The following is a 17,240-nucleotide window of genomic DNA, read 5'->3' on the forward strand; positions in this document are numbered from 1 at the left end:
TGATACTACGCCTTACTGGCAGGGGGAAAGTAGCTCATTGCGGACTTGTTAAATGTCTTCATTGCTTACTTTATATATAAATCCTATGTTTATTTTTATTGTTGTTTTAGATGGTGCTTAGAATCGTGTTTAAAAAAGAGTTTGTTGCTGGTTAAGGTTTTTAAGAGAATAGGGTGTTTTTAGGAGTTTGGAAGGTTTAGTATATTTGTATGGATTGTAAAATAAATTAAATTTTATTCACACATTCTTTAAAGACTTTTCCACGCTCTGCGTAAGAGTTGAACTGATCTAAACTTGCACAAGCGGGACTTAAAAGAGCCACTTCATTGTCTTTTAAGTGATTTGAAATTTCATTTACAGCTTTAGATAAAACTTCACATTTATAGGCTTTCAAATTCGCTTTTTTTGCATAATCAAGCATTTTTTCGGTACTAATACCTATAGCATAGAGTTCTATATCAAATCCTTTCATAAAATCAAATAAATTGCTAAGATCTACACCCTTATCATCTCCCCCTATGATGAGATGAATTTTTTTATCTTTATAGCGACTAAGTGCAGCCATTACCGCACTTTCATTTGTAGCTTTAGTGTCATTTACCCAAAGCCTATTTTGACTGTCTTTAAGCTCTTCGAGTTTATTTTTTTCCATTACAAAGCTATTTAAAAGCTCATAGCTTAAAGTATCAAGTAGAATTTTTTCTATAGCTAAAGCCATGATAGCATCGAGTAAAAAAGGACTTTTAAAGGAAATTTTTTCCGTATCAATGCCAAATTTAACAGCTAGATCTTTTTCATCTTCATAGCTTATTTTATGAGCTTTTGTTGGAGTATTTGCATAAATTTTAGGCAGTATTGCTACATCACATTCATTCATTCTTTTTAAAACGCTTAGCTTATCTTGAACATAATTATCAAAACTTCCATGCCAAGAAAGATGATCAGGACTTATAGGTAAAAGTGTATAAATTTCAGGTTTAGCTTTATGAGTGTAGTGTAGGGTGAAAGATGAAGTTTCAAGTATCCAAAGTTTTGCATAAGGATCAAGCTCTGCTAAAGGAGTTCCAACATTTCCACCCATAACAGCACCAATGTGTGATAATAAATGTGTAGCCATTTGAGTGGTAGTAGTTTTGCCATTGGTTCCGCTTATCCAAACGGATTTTGGCATGATATCATAAAAAAAGTCATATTCGCTTTGTAAATTTTTTGCTTTTTGAATGAGTTTGTGCTTTGGTGGAAAACCTGGACTAGGAATTTCAATATCGCTTAAATTATCATCAAAATCATTAGGATTTAAAAGTAAATTTCCTAGTGTATCTTTTTTTGTTTCTGTAAAATGATCATCATAGATATCAAAAGGCCCAAATTTATCTACCAAATTTTCAGCAATAGCACGTGTGGTTTTTCCGTATCCAAAAAGTGAAATTTTCATTATCTTAGCTTTATTGATGCAAGTGCAAGTAAATTTGAAAGTAGGGCTATCATCCAAAAACGCACTATAATTTTATTTTCTACCCAGCCAACTTTTTCAAAATGATGATGAATAGGTGCCATTTTAAAGACTCTTTTATTAAAAATTTTAAAACTTCCAACTTGTAAAATTACAGAAACAGTTTCAAGAACAAAAACAAAACCTATGAGTAAAAGTAAAATTTCATTTTTGCTAATGATAGCTAAAAATCCTATGAATCCACCTAAAGCTAAACTTCCGCTATCCCCCATAAAAACCTGCGCAGGATAACAGTTGTACCATAAAAATCCCATTAAAGCACCGATTAATGCAGCGCAAATAATCACCACTTCACCAAGTCCTTGAATTTTTGGCAAAAGTAAATATTCACTATAATTTAAATTTCCGCTCAAATATAAGAATATCCCTAAAGTAGATAAAGAAAAAATACTTGGAACTGTAGCTAAGCCATCAAGTCCATCGGTTAAATTTACAGCATTAGAGCTAGAAATTAAAACCAAAATCCAAAAAGCAATGGCAAAAATTTCCATATCAAAAAGAGGGTGTTTATAAAAAGGTATAAAAAGTTCCGTGCTAAGCTCTGAACTAAAATATAAAGGTAAGATGCAAATAAGTCCAGCGATGATTTGTGCTAAAAGCTTCATTCTTGGACTAAGTCCTGAATGATTATCTTTTTTTAGAACTTTGCCTAAATCATCTATGAGACCTATCAAACAAAAAAGTATCAAACAAAGTAAAGCACTTATAGCAAAAATATTATCAAATTTGATACAAAATAAACTTGCAATTACTGCAGAACTGATGAAAATAAGCCCACCCATGGTTGGAGTATGGCATTTGGTTTTATGAGTTTTTGGGGCGTATTCGTAAATAGGTTGACTAGCATTTTTAGCTTTTGCCCAAGTAATAAATTTAGGCATTAAAAATAAAGACAAACATAAAGCGATAAAAAATGCAAATCCTGCACGCACACTAATATAAGTAAAAAAAGCATAATGACTTAAATCTGAAAGATAATACAAAACCTAGCCTTCTTTTTGGTTTTTAAAAGTTTAATTTTAGTAAAATCTAACCAAAAAAATTCTTATAAAAGAGAGAAAAATGAAGCAAAAATGCGTTTTAATTATTACAGATGGAATAGGGTATAATAAGAATAGTAAGTTTAATGCTTTTGAAGCAGCTAAAAAACCAAGTTATGAAAAGCTTTTTAAGGAAGTCCCAAATTCTTTACTAAAAACGAGTGGTTTAGCTGTAGGTTTGCCAGAAGGGCAGATGGGAAATAGTGAAGTAGGGCATATGTGTATAGGAAGTGGGCGTGTTATTTATCAAAATTTAGTGCGTATTAATAAAACCATTGAAAACAAAGAACTTGAAAAAAATGAGAATTTACAAAAACTTTTAGCAAAATGTAAAAGAGTGCATATTATAGGGCTTTATAGCGATGGCGGGGTGCATTCTATGGATACGCATTTTAAAGCCATGCTTGAAATTTGTGCGAAAAATGGCAATGAAGTTTTTGCTCACGCAATCACTGATGGGCGTGATGTAAGTCCAAAAAGTGGCTTAAATTTCATAAAAGATTTAAAAGAATTTTGTGAAAATTTAGGCGTGCATTTTGCTACGCTTTGTGGGCGTTTTTATGCTATGGATAGAGATAAGCGTTGGGATAGGGTGAAAGAATATTATGAGTGCTTGTTAGGTAAGGCTTATAAAGTGCCAAATTTATTAGAATACCTACAAAAATCTTACGATGAAAATATTACTGATGAGTTTATTAAAGCAGCTCAAAATGAGAATTACAAGGGCATGAGAGAAGAAGATGGTATTATCTTTATCAACTTTAGAAATGATAGAATGAAACAACTTGTTGAAGTGTTAAATTCCAAGCATTTTAAAGAGTTTGAACGCGAAAAAATCTTTGAAAATTTACTTACTATGAGTGTTTATGATGATAAATTTAAACTCCCTATGCTTTTTGAAAAAGAAAAAATTGAAAATACTTTAGCTCAAGTGATTTCTAAAGCAGGGCTTAGTCAGCTTCATACCGCAGAAACCGAAAAATATGCTCATGTAACTTTCTTTTTTAATGGCGGGAAAGAAGAGCTTTTGGAAAATGAAACAAGGGTTTTAATCCCAAGTCCTAAGGTAAAAACTTATGATGAAAAACCCCAAATGAGTGCTTTTGAAGTGTGTGATGTAGTGAAAAAAGGCATAGAAAAGGGTGAGGATTTTATAGTGGTAAATTTTGCAAATGGAGATATGGTTGGACATACAGGTAATTTTAATGCTGCTATAAAGGCTGTTGAAGCGGTGGATATTTGTTTGGGCGAGATTGTAGAATGTGCAAAAAAGCATGATTATGCTTTTATCATTACAAGTGATCATGGAAATTGCGAGGCTATGCAAGATGAAAAAGGAAATTTGCTCACCAATCATACCACTTTTGATGTTTTTGTTTTTGTGCAAGCAAAGGGAGTTTCAAAGATTAAAGATAATATGGGGCTTAGTAATATCGCTGCAAGCGTGCTTAAAATTTTAGACTTAGAAATTCCAAAAGAAATGAATGAGGCTTTATTTTAGTTTGTTTGCCTTTTTTTATAAGAAATTTGTTAAGATTGCAATTTTTAAAATTAAACTTATTAAGGATAGATAATGAAATTTAGTGGAAAAAATGTTTTAATTACTGGAGCAAGTAAGGGAATAGGTGCTTCTATCGCAAAAACTTTGGCGGGTTTTGGACTTAAAGTTTGGATTAATTATCGTTCAAAACCTGAACTTGCAGATGCTTTAAAAGATGAAATTATTGCAAGTGGTGGCGTTGCTGCTGTGATTAAATTTGATGCAAGCAAAGAAGATGAGTTTGAAAATGGTGTAAAAACCATAGTGGAGAGCGATGGAGAGTTAAGTTATCTTGTAAATAACGCAGGCGTTACAAATGATAAACTTGCTTTAAGAATGAAATTAGAGGACTTTAGTGGCGTTGTGGATACGAATTTAAGCTCAGCTTTTTTAGGTTGTAGAGAAGCTTTAAAAACCATGAGTAAAAAACGCTTTGGTGCTGTTGTGAATATCGCTTCTATTGTCGGAGAAATGGGTAATGCTGGACAAGTAAATTATTCTGCTAGTAAAGGTGGAATGATAGCTATGACTAAATCTTTTGCTAAAGAAGGAGCAAGTAGAAATTTGCGTTTTAACTGCGTAACTCCAGGTTTTATAAAAAGCGATATGACTGAAGTTTTAAGCGATGAAATCAAACAAGCTTATCAAGATAATATCCCTTTAAAACGCTTTGCAGAACCTGAAGAAGTGGCTAATTGTGTAGCGTTTTTACTTAGTGATTATGCCTCTTATGTGACAGGTGATGTGCTTAAGATTAATGGTGGTTTATATATGTAAGGAAAAATGATGGATTTAAAAGAAATAGCACAATTTTTAGATGATAATGCACCGGCATTTTTAGCCACTTTAGGAACTTGTGGAAATCCTAGAGTGCGTCCTATACAAAGTCCATTGCTTATGGGAGATAAAATTTATTTTTGCACAGCAAATACAAAAGGACTTTTTAAACATATAAAAAATTATAATGGTATTGAATTTTGTTCTTGTGCAAAAGATGGGACTTTCTTAAGACTTAGAGCTAATGCGGTTTTTGAACCAAATTTAGAAGTTAAAAAAATGATGTTTAAAAAATATCCTTATCTTGTAAATCTTTATGAAACTCCGCAAAATCCAAAATTTGAAGTTTTTTATCTTGATAATCTAAGTGCTAGAATGCAATTTATGAATGGAGAATTTAAGCTTTTTAAGGCTTAATGATTTGATAATTTTATTAACTATATATTAATTAAGATAAATATTATCTTAATTAATATTAACTTTTTGTTATTTTTTTAAGGTATAATCATTCCGTTTAATTTGCAAGGAATAGATTATGATATATTGCAAAAATTTTTTAATATTTATTTTATTATATTCATCTATCTTCTTTGATTACTTATCTTATGCTTTTTTATATTTACTAAATTATAAATTTGTTTTTAATCCATTTTATATTGAAAGGAGAGTTTGTTTTTGGATTTTTGGCATGCGGTTATGTAAGATTGACTTACATTAAAAAATTATTATTAATTTTTTTAAATAAGGAGAATGATATGGGTGAATTTTCTAGAAGAGATTTTATAAAAACAGCCTGTATTAGTGTAGGAGCTTTAGCTGCAAGTTCAAGTGGAGTTTATGCTTTAGATGATTCATCTAAGATGGATAAAGATACAAATTTACCTTCTTGCGATGTTTTGGTAATTGGATCAGGTGGAGCAGGTTTGCGTGCTGCAGCCGCAGTGAGAAAAGAAAATCCAAAATTAAGCGTTGTAGTAGCTACAAAGATGATGCCATCGCGTAACGCAACTTGTATGGCAGAGGGTGGAATTAATGGAGTTACTGATTTTTCTAATGGAGATTCTTATAAATTACATGCTTATGATACTATCAAAGGTGGAGCTTACTTGGTAGATCAAGATGCAGCTTTAAAATTTTGTGAATTAGCTGGAAAGGCTATTTTTAATATGGATTTTATAGGAACCTTGTTTTCAAGAAATGAGCAAGGTGGAGTAGCTCAGCGTTTAATGGGAGGAGCTTCTAAAAAACGCTGTAACTATTCTGCAGATAAAACAGGTCATATTTTAATGCATTCTTGTTTAGATGATGCTATTAGTAGCGGTGTGAAATTTTTAATGGATCATGAGCTTTTGGATATAGGTGTTGTGGATGGAAAATGTGAAGGTGTCGTTTTAAGAGATATACAAAGCGGTGGAATTTATCCTGTGTTATGTAAAGCTTTGGTAATTGCTACAGGGGGATACACAAGGATATTTTATAATAGAACTTCAACTCCTTTTATTGCCACAGGAGATGGTGTGGCAGCTGCTCTTAGAGCAGGACTTGGTTTTGAAGATCCTGAGATGATACAATTTCACCCAACAGGAGTTGCAAATGGTGGAACTCTTATTACAGAAGCGGCGCGCGGTGAAGGGGGATATCTTTTAAATAATCGTGGTGAGCGTTTTATGAAAAATTACCATGAAAAAATGGAGCTTGCACCGCGAGATGTGGTTGCGCGTGCTATAGAAACAGAAATTCGTGAAGGTAGAGGTTATGGTGAGGGACTTGGAGCTTATGTTTTGTGCGATGTACGCCACTTAGGAAAAGAAAAAATTTTAAAAGATTTACCAAAAATTCGTCACACTGCAATGCTTTTTGAAAATATTGATTTAGTAGATACTCCTGTACCTATCCGTCCAACGGCGCATTATTCTATGGGTGGAATTGAAGTGGCTAAATTTGAAGATATGAGTACTAAAATTGCTGGAATTTATGTAGGTGGAGAAGCTTCTTGTATTTCTATACATGGAGCTAATAGACTAGGGGGAAATTCTTTAGCCGATGCAGTTGTAACGGGGCATTTAGCAGGTATTGGTGCGACAAATTATGCCAAAGATGCAAGTTTTGGAAAAGGGGCAAAAACTCATGAACTTGCTCAAAAATGGCAGGCTAGATTTAAAGAAATTACAAATAATGGCGGAAATGGTCAAGAAATGTATGAATTGCGAGAAGAGCTAGGAAGTCAAAATTGGGATAATATGGGGATTTTTAGAACTCAAGAAAAACTCGATCTTCTAGCAAAAAATTTAGAAGATATACAAGCAAGATATGAAAAAATTCGTATTCCAAATCCTAATGAAGTGATGAATACTGCTTTTACAGATTATGTAGAGCTTGGTAATTTGATTTTACTTTCTCGCTGTGCTTGTTTAGCAGCTAGAAATAGACTTGAAAGTCGTGGGGCTCATACTAGAGAAGATTATCCAAAGCGAGATGATAAAAATTTCTTAAAACATAGCATTGTAAATTTAGAAAATGATGAATTAAAGCTTAGTTATAAAGATGTCGTGGTAACTGAGTTTTCACTTGATGGAAGGAGAGTACAATGAAAATCATCATAGATCGTTTTAATGGCAAGGAAAAATATGAACAAAGTTATGATATTGATGATAAGGATATACAGGGAAAAACTCTACTCTCTCTTTTGCTTTTTATTAAAAAAACAAAAGATATTACTCTAAATTTTACCGCATCTTGTCAATCTGCGATTTGTGGGGCTTGTGCAGTTCGTGTGAATGGGCATTCTTATCTTGCTTGTGATACTAAAATGCAAGATTTGTTAAAAGAATATGATAATCCTTCAAGTATACGCATTTCTCCGCTTGGAAATTTTAGAGTAATTTCTGATTTAATTGTGGATTGGGAGCCTTCTATAGAAAATTTAAGAAAAATTCGTCCTGCCATGGTGGCAAAAAATGAATTTTCAGCGGAAAAGGGCTGTAAACAAAGTCAAGAAGAATTTGATCGTATTAGCAAGCAATGGGATTGTATTTTATGTGGTAGCTGTGCTTCAGAGTGTAATAAATTAGAAGCAGATAGTAGCGATTATATGCAACCTTTTGTTTTTACTCATGCTTGGCGTGCAGCGGCAGACTCTCGAGGTAAGGATCCTATGTTGCATGTAAAACCTAGTGTAATGAATGGACTTTGGCTTTGTGTTCATTGTCAAGAGTGCGCTGATCGTTGTCCAAAGGGTATAAGTTCAGTAAGTGATATAGCAAATTTAAGAGTGATGGCGATTAAAAAAGGTTTAAATGAAGGCTTAGGGCCTGATCATGCTGAAGCTTTTTATAAAGATTTAGTTGAAGGTTCAGGACGTTTGAATGAAATTTATCTTGCTTTGCGTTCTGAGGGTGTTATAGGTTCTATGGGCAAAACAGATATAGCTTTTAAACTTATGCGCGCAGGAAAAATGAATCCTATGCATGTTTTTGGCGAGGATGAAATAGAAGGGCATAAAGATTTGGTTAAAATGATAAAGGCGGCACAAGAAGCTGCTGTTAAGGAGTAAAATATGCAAAAAGAATACGCTTTTTTTCCAGGTTGTGTTTTATCTCAAGCTGCAAAAGAATCTAAAATTTCACTTGAAGCTATTGCACCTATTTTGGGTTGGAAATTAAATGAAATTAAGGGATGGAGTTGTTGTGGGGCTTCTCAAGCGCAGTGTGTTGATCCTATTGCGACTTTGGTAGCTAATGCAAGAAATATTGCTTTAGCAGAAGAGATGAAAATGCCAATGCTTACAACTTGTAGTACTTGTATGCTAACTTTAACTAAAGCAAAAAATACTCTTGATAAGGGTGCAAAAGAACGCATAAATACTTTTTTAGCACAAGGTGGAATGAAATATCAAGGTTCAACACCTATTACAAGTCTTTTGTGGGAGCTTTATGAGGATTTGGATAATTTAAAAAGCAAGGTGAAAAAGCCGCTTTCAAATTTAAAAGTAGCTTTATTTTATGGTTGTCATAGTTTGAGACCTGAAGATGCTTTCGGTAAAAAAGAAAGTTCAACCAATCCAAAAAGTTTTGAAAGTGTAGTAGAAGTTTTAGGGGCTAAAATAGTTCCTTTTGAAAAACGCCTTGATTGTTGTGGTTTTCATGCTTCTTATCCTGCAGAAAAATCTGTGAAAAAAATGTCTAGTCAAATTGTCAATAATGCAAGTGAAAATCAAGCTGATTGTGTTGTAACACCTTGCCCACTTTGTCAAATGCAGCTTGATATCTATCAAGAAAGATTTCAAGATTATACTAATTCTAAAGCAAGATTGCCTATTATTCATTTATCACAATTAGTAGGACTTGCATTAGGACTTTCTAAAGAAATGGTTGGTTTAGATTATAATATTATTGATGCAAGTAAAATTGCATAAAAACATGGGCAAAAAGCCCATGTTTAAAGATTTAATTCCATTCTTAAAGAATGCTCCCAAAAAGCCACTTCTAAGCGTGTTACAGTATGAAAAATTTCGCTGAGTTTTTGGAATTTTTGTGCACTAACACTTGAAGTATAAGAATTAACAAAATCTTCAAATTCTTTAGCTTCATTTTGAAAATTTTCACTTCCATAGGTCAAAATCCATTCCTTGTAAGGATGATCTTTTAAATTTTCATTTTTTAAACGATTTATAATTTCAGCACCTATTTTTGCATAGCCTATAGCGCAAGCACTAAGAGCAACTAATATATCTAAAAAATCTCCATTTTCACCTACGCTTAACATATAACGCGAATAGGCTATATTGACTAAACTTTCATCTTTTATATCGAGTTCATCTGCATTAATGCCAAGAGATAAAATTGCACGATGAAGCTCCATTTCTCCTTCAACTATATAATTTTGAAATTTTATAGCAAAACGAAGTTCTTTTGCGGTATTTGAGTTAAGTGCTAATCTTGCATAACATTTTGCGTAATTAAGCAAATAAATATAATCTTGCTTGAGATAAAAAAGAAAATTTTCTTGCTTTAGGCTTTTATCTTCCAATTTTTTAACAAAATCATGATGTAGATAAGCATTCCAAATTTTTTGATTTTCTTTGATTAAATTAGAGAAAAGCATCATTTTTCCTTTATGTTTTAATATTTTATTTTCAAGTATAATGAAAAACTATAAATATTTTAAGCTTTTTATAGTAAAATACGCTTTATTTTAATTTTTTGAAGGAGAACAAATGGCAACATTTGATGATGTAAAAGCGGTAGTAGTAGAGCAATTAAGTATTGATGCAGATGCAGTTAAAATGGAATCAAAAATTATTGAAGATTTAGGTGCTGATTCTTTAGATGTTGTAGAGCTTATTATGGCTTTAGAAGAAAAATTTGAAGTAGAAATTCCAGATAGTGATGCTGAAAAATTAATTAAAATTGAAGATGTTGTAAATTATATTGACAATCTAAAAAAATAATTTTTTTCTTGCAAGGAGCTTATTCTTGAAAAGAGTTGTAGTTACAGGTATTGGTATGATCAATGCCCTTGGTTTAGATAAAGAAAGTTCATTTAAAGCAATTTGCAATGGAGAAAGCGGAGTAAATAAAATTACTCTTTTTGATGCCACAGACTTTCCTGTTCAAATTGCAGCTGAAGTTAAAAATTTTGATCCATTAGAGGTTGTTGATGGCAAAGAAGTAAAAAAAATTGACCGTTTCATACAACTTGGAATTAAAGCAGCAAGAGAAGCAATGCAGGATGCTGGATTTAGTGAAGAATTAGACAAAGAAGAATTTGGCATTGTTTCGGCTGCTGGTATCGGAGGTTTGCCTAATATAGAAAAAAATTCCATTATTTGTTCCGAGCGAGGTCCGCGTAAAATTTCCCCTTTTTTCATACCTTCAGCACTTGTAAATATGTTAGGAGGTTTGATTTCTATAGAGCATGGACTTAAAGGGCCAAATATTTCTTGTGTTACAGCTTGTGCAGCAGGAACTCATGCTATAGGAGAAGCTTATAAAAGTATAGCTTTGGGAAATGCTAAAAAGATGTTAGTCATAGGTGCAGAAGCTGCGATTTGTCCTGTGGGTATAGGTGGTTTTGCTTCAATGAAAGCTTTATCAACTAGAAATGAAGATCCACAGCATGCTTCAAGACCATTTGACAAAGAAAGAGATGGTTTTGTCATGGGAGAAGGTGCTGGAGCTTTAGTTTTTGAGGAATATGAAGAGGCTAAAAAACGCGGTGCTACAATTTATGCTGAATTAATTGGATTTGGAGAAAGTGCAGATGCGCATCATATTACTTCACCAACTTTAGATGGGCCTTTAAGAGCTATGAAAAAAGCTTTAAATATGGCAGGGAATCCAAAGGTAGATTATATCAATGCACATGGAACTTCAACCCCTGTAAATGACAAAAATGAAACAGCAGCAATTAAAGAGCTTTTTGGCAATAATATCCCGCTTATAAGTTCCACCAAAGGACAAACAGGTCATTGCTTGGGTGCTGCAGGTGCAATTGAAGCAGTTGTTAGTGTTATGGCTTTAAGAGATGGGGTAGTTCCACCTACAATCAATCAGCTTGTAAAAGATGATGAATGTGATCTTGATTATGTTCCAAATATATCAAGAAAAGTAGATTTAAAAGTGGTGATGAGTAATTCTTTTGGTTTTGGTGGCACAAATGGCTGTGTTGTATTTAAAAAAGTAGATTAATATGGCTTCTTATTTAGATTTTGAAAAAAATATTCAGCAAATTGATGAGGACATTATCAATGCTCAGATTAAAGGAGATACTGAAGCTGTATCGATTTTAAAGAAAAATCTTGAAAAAGAAATTTCTAAAACTTATAAGAATTTAAGCGATTTTCAACGTTTGCAATTAGCGCGTCATCCAGATCGCCCTTATGCTCTTGACTATATTGAACTTATTTTAAATGACGCTCACGAAATACATGGTGATCGTGCCTTTAGAGATGATCCTGCTATTGTTTGTTTTATGGGTTATTTAGGAGAGAAAAAAATAATTGTAATTGGTGAGCAAAAAGGACGTGGAACAAAAGATAAAATCGCTAGAAATTTTGGGATGCCACATCCTGAAGGATATCGTAAAGCCTTAAGAGTAGCAAGACTTGCAGAGAAATTTCAAATTCCTATTTTATTTTTAATAGATACTCCAGGTGCTTATCCTGGAATAGGTGCTGAAGAAAGAGGGCAAAGTGAAGCTATCGCTAGAAATTTATATGAATTAAGTGATTTGAAAATACCGACCATTGCTATAGTTATCGGAGAAGGTGGTAGTGGCGGGGCGTTAGCTATAGGGGTTGCAGATAGACTTGCAATGATGAAAAATTCTGTTTTTTCAGTAATTTCTCCTGAAGGTTGTGCTGCAATACTTTGGAATGATCCTGCAAAAAGTGAAGCTGCAACCAAGGCTATGAAGGTAACGGCTGATGATTTAAAATCTCAAGGTTTAATTGATGATGTTATAGATGAGCCTACAAATGGTGCACATCGTAATAAAGAAGCTGCAGCAGTAGCTATTGCTGATTATGTAAAAAAATCTCTAAATGAACTTGAAAATATTGACGTACGAGAACTTTCTGCAAATCGTATGCAGAAAATTTTAAAGCTTGGAGCCTATCAAGAGGCTTAGGCTTTTACTTCGCTTTTTTAAATAATTTTATTATTTATAATTGTTATCAAAATTAAGTTAATTAAAAGTATTCTTTTTTTATACTTCAAAAATGATTTTAAATATCAAAATAATTATTTTTTAAAGGAATTAATTTGACTCAAATTAAAAATATGAAATTTAAAAAAAGTTTACTGTGTTTTTTAATTTTATCTGGAGCTTTGTTAAAAGCAGAAGAAAAATATCAACTTAATGATGTTGTGGTTAGTGCTAGTGGTTTTGAACAAGATTTGGTTGATGCGCCTGCTAGTATTTCTATCATTACAAAAGAAGAGCTTGAAAAAAAGCCAATTAAGGATATAGGGGAGGCTATAGGAGATATTCCAGGTGTAGATGTGACTATGAATAAAACAGGCACTTATGATTTTAGCATACGAGGTTTTGGTAGTTCTTATACTCTAGTTTTAATTGATGGAAAACGTCAAAGTGTTGCAAATGGGTTTTATGATAATGGTTTTAGTGGCAGTGAGTCAGGATATCTACCACCTTTGTCTATGATAGAGCGTATTGAGGTTATACGTGGTCCAGCTTCTACACTTTATGGCAGTGATGCTGTAGGTGGTGTGATAAATATTATCACTAAGAAAAATCCTGATGAGACTGAGGCAAATATAGAATTTAACACTCTTTTACAACAGCACTCTAATCACTATGGCAATGCTGGGGGATTTAATGCTTATGTGGCAACTCCTTTGATTGAAGATACATTATCAATTTCTGCAAGGTTGAAGTATTATGATAAGGCAACTTCTGATTTAAAATGGCCTACACCGGTTTGGAATAGTAGTCAACAAAGACCTGATAATTATCAAATTGCTAGTCATAGTCCAGGTGCTTTTACTAGTTTAGGTTTTGGTTCTAGGCTTAATTGGACAGTAAATGATAAAAATAATATATATTTTGATATAGAACGATATATTAATGAAATTTCAGTGAATTCTACAAGTAGTAGGGCTATTAAAAGCGAAAGACAACTTTTTAAGGATAATATTGTTTTAAATCATGATGGTAACTATGATTTTGGTTCAACTAACTCATATTTACAATATGGTAGTACTAAGGATAAAGAATTACATAGTCAAATTTGGGTAGGAGAAGGTAAGGTTGTTTTACCTTGGAATTTAGGTCAGTACGGTAATTTAGTAAATACCTTTGGTGTAAGGATTGATTATGAGATGTTAAAAAATGATCAAGCAAGCGCAGGTAGTCAAATAAGAGGTAAAAATCTTGATCAAACCACGGTTGCGCTTTATGGGGAAAATGAGTATTTTATAACAGATGATTTGATTTTTACTACAGGTTTACGTTATATTTATAGCGATTTGTTTGATTCTGAATTTACGCCTAGGGTTTATTTGGTTTATCGCTTAAATGATAATATAGCCTTTAAAGGAGGTGTTTCAAAAGGCTATAAAACTCCTGCTGCTAAGGAGTTGACAAATGGATATTATAATTATAGCAATGACAATGCTTATTTTGGAAACCCTGACTTAAAACCAGAAGAAAGTATAAATTATGAATTGGGTGTTGATTTTAGGATATTTGATTTTGCACATTATTCTATCACAGGATTTATTACTGATTTTACAAATCAAATCAGTAGTGAAGATTTAACAGGTCTATTAAATGGTATTAATTGCGATGATAATACTTGTACGCGTCCTATTAATCTTGGAAAAACACAGACTAAAGGTGTAGAATTTGCATTTAATACCAAAACTTACAATGGCTTTAGCCTAAATTCAAGTTATACTTTTATGGATAATCACTACAAAGATGGTCAAAAAAATTGGTTTGGTGGTGATAGAATAGAAAATTTACCAAGGCATATAGCAATGTTAAAATTAAACTATGAGCGAGGTAAATTTAGTTCCTATATAAAAACACGAGCAAGACTTGATACTATAGCTAAAGCAAAAGGTGGCGGTAATGGTAGTCTGCCATGGCAAAAATATAAGCCTTTTTATATAGTAGATTTAGTGATAAATTATAAAATTAATAAGCAATCTAGCTTAAGTTTTGCAGTACAAAATCTTTTTGATAAAAATTTCTTTGATCCGCAAGTTACTAAATGGGATGGGGCTAATCCTGCTGGATATGCAAATCGTTATCAAGACTATACAGAAGGAAGGAGTTTTTGGTTGAGTTATAAATATGATTTTTAATTTTTTAAGGCTTTAATCATCTTTATATTTTCAAAAAAGCAAAAATAAAGTACAATGTGAAAAATAAATAAAAGGTTTTATTATGGCGTTTAAAAATTTAAAAGAACTTTCTTTTGAAAAATCAAATTATATTAAGCCTAAGAGATTTGCTTATGAAAGTAATGGTAAGTTTTGTACTTGGGATTTTATAGAATCTAAAGATAGTGTTTCAGTGCTTTTGTATCATAAAGAATTAGAAAGTTTTATTTTTGTACGCCAATTTCGCATACCACTTTGGTATCATCAAATGCATGATAAAGATTATGTAAAAGATGATAATATGGGCTATACTATAGAGCTTTGTTCAGGACTTGTAGATAAAAAATTATCTTTAGAGGAAATAGCAAAAGAAGAATGTATAGAAGAACTAGGGTATGCTCCTAGAAATTTAGAAAAAATAGGAGATTTTTATATAGGGTTTGGTTCAGGTGTAAGCAAGCAAAGCTTTTATTTCGCAGAAGTTGATGAAAAAGATAAAATTTCTTCTGGAGGTGGAGTTGGTGATGAAGAGATTGAAGCTGTTTATGTTAAGGTGCAGGATTTTGAAAAAAAATGTAAAAATATGATAAGAACGCCTTTGCTTGATTTTGCTTATATGTGGTTTTTAAAGGAAAAGTGGGGAAAATTAAAGATTATTTAGGTTAAACCTTAAAAAGGTTCAACCTAGGATTTTAATGATCTGACTCATCAAGCATTTCTTTAAATACATTGAAAAGATCAAGCGATGCATTTTCAGCAACTTCACATTTATTAATTATGCTGTGTTGAGTAATATCTTTGCTAATATCTTCTGTATTTGCTATTGTTATAGCATTATTCATATTTTCATGAACTTTTTCATGTGGCTCGTTAATTTTTAAGAAGCTTTTATTTTGTCCAAATCTTTCTTTTCCTGTGCTAGCAAGCCATTTTCCTAAGCGACAAGATGTATGATCGGCTAATTGCTTTCCTGATTTGGAAAAAATTTCTTTATAAGCATTTAGTTTAAAAGCTATATGATCTAATTTTGCTAAAGATACGAAAGCTTCTGAAGCGATACCAACTGCATTTGAATTGGTAGAATGCGCTTCATTTACTAAGTGAGTAAATTTTTCGGAAAAACTCATAATATGAGCATTAGAATCTATAGAAATTTTTTCAACTTGCTCACTTTGAGTATACATTTCATTTGCATTTTGCTTTAGAAGGTTGATATTCATTTCAACTTCTGTGGTTGCTTTTTGTGTTTTTTCAGCTAGTTTTCTTACTTCATCGGCAACAACAGCAAAACCACGCCCATGTTCACCTGCGCGTGCAGCTTCTATAGCAGCGTTAAGAGCTAAAAGATTGGTTTGATCGGAAACATCTTTAATTAGATTAATTACATTAGTAATTTCATCCACACTTCTATGTAATGTTCCTGCAACATCTCTTGTTTTATTGGCTGATTCTGTAATATCCCCTAAGGAAGCATTGATAGAATTAGCAATATGGTTAAGTTCATCCATTTCAGCAAGAGAAGTTTTAGAATAGCTAGAGATAACTTCTGCCTTATTTACATTTTCTAACATATCGCCTTGAACAATAGTAATATTTTTTAAAACCCCAGTTAATAAAACATTTAAAAGATCTGTTTTAAGTTTAGACTCTAAAGCCGCTTGTTCTAATGATGTAATTTTATTTTTTAATTCTAAATTTTCCGATTGAAATTTTTCAATTTTATGTGCAAGATTTTTATTTTCTTCTTCAAGTTTTTGAAGATCAGAATGGTTTATTTTACTTCCAAACATTGTTTTGCCTTATTTTTTATAATTTGCTAGATATTGGCTAAGTTCATCTTTTACATGAAGCTTTTCTTTTTTTAAGGTTGAAATTTCCATGCTGCTAAGAGAAGTTCTACCTTCTTCTGCATCTTTAATCATGTCATCAAGTTCATTATGACGATCAAATAGTTTATCAAAATGAGCATCTTTACCTTTTAGCTCTGACATTAATTCTCTATATTCATGTAGCATAAACTCTCCTTGTATTAGTGAAATTTAAAATTCATTTAATAAGGTATTTTACACTATTAAAAGATATTTTTGGCTTAAAAAATAATAAACTTAATAATAATTTTTAAATGTGTGTTATATAAGTGATTTATTAAATTTTATTTTTAAATTTGAAATATTAAAATTGAGGAATAAATCCTCAAAATTATTTAGAATTTTGTTTTTTTAGAGTTCTCAGAGTAGAAGCTGCAATTCTCATTTTTCTCGTGGTGCCATCTTCTAAAGTTACACGAACTGTTCTGAGATTAGGTAAAAAGCGTCTTTTTGTTTTATTGTTAGCATGGCTGACATTATTACCCACCATTGGACCCTTGCCTGTGATTTGACATACTCTTGCCATTTTCTTGTCCTTATGAAAATTTTTAAATGGAGATTTTATCAAAATTAAGCTTAAAATATTCCATAATTTATAGTTTTTTTAATATATAAGTCGATAAAATATTATTTATCACATTTATATATAGT

17 protein-coding genes and 2 pseudogenes are annotated in these 17,240 nt (G+C 32.0%); 12 read left to right on the forward strand and 7 right to left on the reverse strand.

The window, feature by feature from the left end; genetic code table 11:
• Positions 1–226 precede the first annotated feature (226 nt).
• Positions 227–1,435: a UDP-N-acetylmuramoyl-L-alanine--D-glutamate ligase gene (gene murD / locus AJN58_RS01745; protein WP_070291926.1), complete on the reverse strand. Its 1,209-nt coding sequence runs from the start codon at positions 1,433–1,435 to the stop codon at positions 227–229.
• Complete coding sequence (mraY, locus tag AJN58_RS01750; protein WP_070233365.1) at positions 1,435–2,496, reverse strand: phospho-N-acetylmuramoyl-pentapeptide-transferase; 1,062 nt, start codon at positions 2,494–2,496, stop codon at positions 1,435–1,437. The genes murD and mraY overlap by 1 nt, the downstream gene beginning before the upstream one ends.
• Before the next feature lie 79 nt (positions 2,497–2,575).
• Between mraY and gpmI the strand changes: the two genes are divergently transcribed.
• The 7 genes and pseudogenes from gpmI (at position 2,576) to sdhE (ending at position 9,284) form a co-directional block, all read left to right on the forward strand.
• Complete coding sequence (gene gpmI / locus AJN58_RS01755; RefSeq protein WP_070233366.1) at positions 2,576–4,054, forward strand: 2,3-bisphosphoglycerate-independent phosphoglycerate mutase; 1,479 nt, start codon at positions 2,576–2,578, stop codon at positions 4,052–4,054.
• Positions 4,038–4,137 (forward strand): annotated as a pseudogene (locus AJN58_RS10475) (3-ketoacyl-ACP reductase). Before gpmI ends, AJN58_RS10475 begins: the two are co-directional and overlap by 17 nt.
• A complete protein-coding gene (gene fabG, locus AJN58_RS01760; protein WP_002934631.1) occupies positions 4,127–4,870 on the forward strand; it encodes a 3-oxoacyl-ACP reductase FabG in 744 nt (247 codons plus the stop codon). Before AJN58_RS10475 ends, fabG begins: the two are co-directional and overlap by 11 nt.
• Before the next feature lie 6 nt (positions 4,871–4,876).
• Positions 4,877–5,287, forward strand: coding sequence for a pyridoxamine 5'-phosphate oxidase family protein (locus tag AJN58_RS01765; protein ID WP_074470178.1), 411 nt, complete (start codon positions 4,877–4,879; stop codon positions 5,285–5,287).
• Positions 5,288–5,625: 338 nt separating this feature from the next.
• Positions 5,626–7,461, forward strand: a complete 1,836-nt coding sequence (gene sdhA, locus AJN58_RS01770; RefSeq protein WP_002857383.1) for an 8-methylmenaquinol:fumarate reductase flavoprotein subunit — start codon at positions 5,626–5,628, stop codon at positions 7,459–7,461.
• Positions 7,458–8,423 (forward strand): 8-methylmenaquinol:fumarate reductase iron-sulfur subunit, encoded by a 966-nt coding sequence (sdhB, locus tag AJN58_RS01775; RefSeq protein ID WP_002854950.1) that lies wholly within the window; start codon positions 7,458–7,460, stop codon positions 8,421–8,423. The genes sdhA and sdhB overlap by 4 nt, the downstream gene beginning before the upstream one ends.
• A 3-nt stretch (positions 8,424–8,426) precedes the next feature.
• Entirely contained in the window at positions 8,427–9,284 is an 858-nt protein-coding gene (gene sdhE, locus AJN58_RS01780) for an 8-methylmenaquinol:fumarate reductase membrane anchor subunit (protein ID WP_053872494.1), read from the forward strand.
• Between the two features lie 23 nt (positions 9,285–9,307).
• Here sdhE and tenA read toward each other — a convergent pair whose 3' ends face one another.
• Positions 9,308–9,976 (reverse strand): thiaminase II, encoded by a 669-nt coding sequence (tenA, locus tag AJN58_RS01785; protein WP_079860124.1) that lies wholly within the window; start codon positions 9,974–9,976, stop codon positions 9,308–9,310.
• 109 nt (positions 9,977–10,085) lie between these two features.
• Here tenA and acpP point away from each other — a divergent pair, with 109 nt between their 5' ends.
• The 5 genes from acpP to AJN58_RS01810 all read left to right on the forward strand — a co-directional run bounded on the left by acpP (position 10,086) and on the right by AJN58_RS01810 (position 15,382).
• Positions 10,086–10,319 (forward strand): acyl carrier protein, encoded by a 234-nt coding sequence (gene acpP, locus AJN58_RS01790; protein WP_002854831.1) that lies wholly within the window; start codon positions 10,086–10,088, stop codon positions 10,317–10,319.
• Between the two features lie 25 nt (positions 10,320–10,344).
• Positions 10,345–11,559 (forward strand): beta-ketoacyl-ACP synthase II, encoded by a 1,215-nt coding sequence (locus AJN58_RS01795; RefSeq protein WP_002882383.1) that lies wholly within the window; start codon positions 10,345–10,347, stop codon positions 11,557–11,559.
• 1 nt (position 11,560) lies between these two features.
• On the forward strand, positions 11,561–12,499 hold the full coding sequence (locus AJN58_RS01800) for an acetyl-CoA carboxylase carboxyltransferase subunit alpha (protein WP_002854780.1): 939 nt from the start codon (positions 11,561–11,563) through the stop codon (positions 12,497–12,499).
• A gap of 152 nt (positions 12,500–12,651) precedes the next feature.
• The gene (locus AJN58_RS01805) at positions 12,652–14,703 is read left to right on the forward strand and encodes a TonB-dependent receptor domain-containing protein (protein WP_070291928.1); all 2,052 of its coding nucleotides are present in this window, start codon (positions 12,652–12,654) and stop codon (positions 14,701–14,703) included.
• Positions 14,704–14,785: 82 nt separating this feature from the next.
• The gene (locus tag AJN58_RS01810; RefSeq protein ID WP_070233369.1) at positions 14,786–15,382 is read left to right on the forward strand and encodes an NUDIX domain-containing protein; all 597 of its coding nucleotides are present in this window, start codon (positions 14,786–14,788) and stop codon (positions 15,380–15,382) included.
• A gap of 31 nt (positions 15,383–15,413) precedes the next feature.
• On the opposite strand, the gene AJN58_RS10550 is transcribed toward AJN58_RS01810, so the two are convergent.
• The 4 genes and pseudogenes from AJN58_RS10550 to rpmB all read right to left on the reverse strand — a co-directional run bounded on the left by AJN58_RS10550 (position 15,414) and on the right by rpmB (position 17,115).
• Positions 15,414–15,848, reverse strand: coding sequence for a CZB domain-containing protein (locus tag AJN58_RS10550; protein WP_373604568.1), 435 nt, complete (start codon positions 15,846–15,848; stop codon positions 15,414–15,416).
• Positions 15,846–16,100, reverse strand: a pseudogene (locus AJN58_RS10555) (methyl-accepting chemotaxis protein); the annotation flags it as partial. The gene AJN58_RS10550 and the pseudogene AJN58_RS10555, both read right to left, overlap by 3 nt.
• A gap of 420 nt (positions 16,101–16,520) precedes the next feature.
• Positions 16,521–16,736 (reverse strand): YdcH family protein, encoded by a 216-nt coding sequence (locus tag AJN58_RS01820; protein WP_002855201.1) that lies wholly within the window; start codon positions 16,734–16,736, stop codon positions 16,521–16,523.
• 184 nt (positions 16,737–16,920) lie between these two features.
• Positions 16,921–17,115, reverse strand: coding sequence for a 50S ribosomal protein L28 (rpmB, locus tag AJN58_RS01825; RefSeq protein WP_002854974.1), 195 nt, complete (start codon positions 17,113–17,115; stop codon positions 16,921–16,923).
• Positions 17,116–17,240 lie beyond the last annotated feature (125 nt).

The organism is Campylobacter sp. BCW_4321 (assembly GCF_001763075.1).
Classification (GTDB): domain Bacteria; phylum Campylobacterota; class Campylobacteria; order Campylobacterales; family Campylobacteraceae; genus Campylobacter_D; species Campylobacter_D jejuni.

Excerpts from the sequence above, each read along its gene's own strand:
- murD (WP_070291926.1), bottom strand. The coding sequence starts at position 1,435 with ATGAAAATTTCACTTTTTGGATACGGAAAAACCACACGTGCTATTGCT.
- gpmI (WP_070233366.1), top strand. The coding sequence starts at position 2,576 with ATGAAGCAAAAATGCGTTTTAATTATTACAGATGGAATAGGGTATAAT.
- fabG (WP_002934631.1), top strand. The coding sequence starts at position 4,127 with ATGAAATTTAGTGGAAAAAATGTTTTAATTACTGGAGCAAGTAAGGGA.
- AJN58_RS01765 (WP_074470178.1), top strand. The coding sequence starts at position 4,877 with ATGATGGATTTAAAAGAAATAGCACAATTTTTAGATGATAATGCACCG.
- sdhA (WP_002857383.1), top strand. The coding sequence starts at position 5,626 with ATGGGTGAATTTTCTAGAAGAGATTTTATAAAAACAGCCTGTATTAGT.
- sdhB (WP_002854950.1), top strand. The coding sequence starts at position 7,458 with ATGAAAATCATCATAGATCGTTTTAATGGCAAGGAAAAATATGAACAA.
- sdhE (WP_053872494.1), top strand. The coding sequence starts at position 8,427 with ATGCAAAAAGAATACGCTTTTTTTCCAGGTTGTGTTTTATCTCAAGCT.
- tenA (WP_079860124.1), bottom strand. The coding sequence starts at position 9,976 with ATGATGCTTTTCTCTAATTTAATCAAAGAAAATCAAAAAATTTGGAAT.
- acpP (WP_002854831.1), top strand. The coding sequence starts at position 10,086 with ATGGCAACATTTGATGATGTAAAAGCGGTAGTAGTAGAGCAATTAAGT.
- AJN58_RS01800 (WP_002854780.1), top strand. The coding sequence starts at position 11,561 with ATGGCTTCTTATTTAGATTTTGAAAAAAATATTCAGCAAATTGATGAG.
- AJN58_RS01805 (WP_070291928.1), top strand. The coding sequence starts at position 12,652 with ATGAAATTTAAAAAAAGTTTACTGTGTTTTTTAATTTTATCTGGAGCT.
- AJN58_RS01810 (WP_070233369.1), top strand. The coding sequence starts at position 14,786 with ATGGCGTTTAAAAATTTAAAAGAACTTTCTTTTGAAAAATCAAATTAT.
- AJN58_RS10550 (WP_373604568.1), bottom strand. The coding sequence starts at position 15,848 with ATGAGTTTTTCCGAAAAATTTACTCACTTAGTAAATGAAGCGCATTCT.
- AJN58_RS01820 (WP_002855201.1), bottom strand. The coding sequence starts at position 16,736 with ATGCTACATGAATATAGAGAATTAATGTCAGAGCTAAAAGGTAAAGAT.
- rpmB (WP_002854974.1), bottom strand. The coding sequence starts at position 17,115 with ATGGCAAGAGTATGTCAAATCACAGGCAAGGGTCCAATGGTGGGTAAT.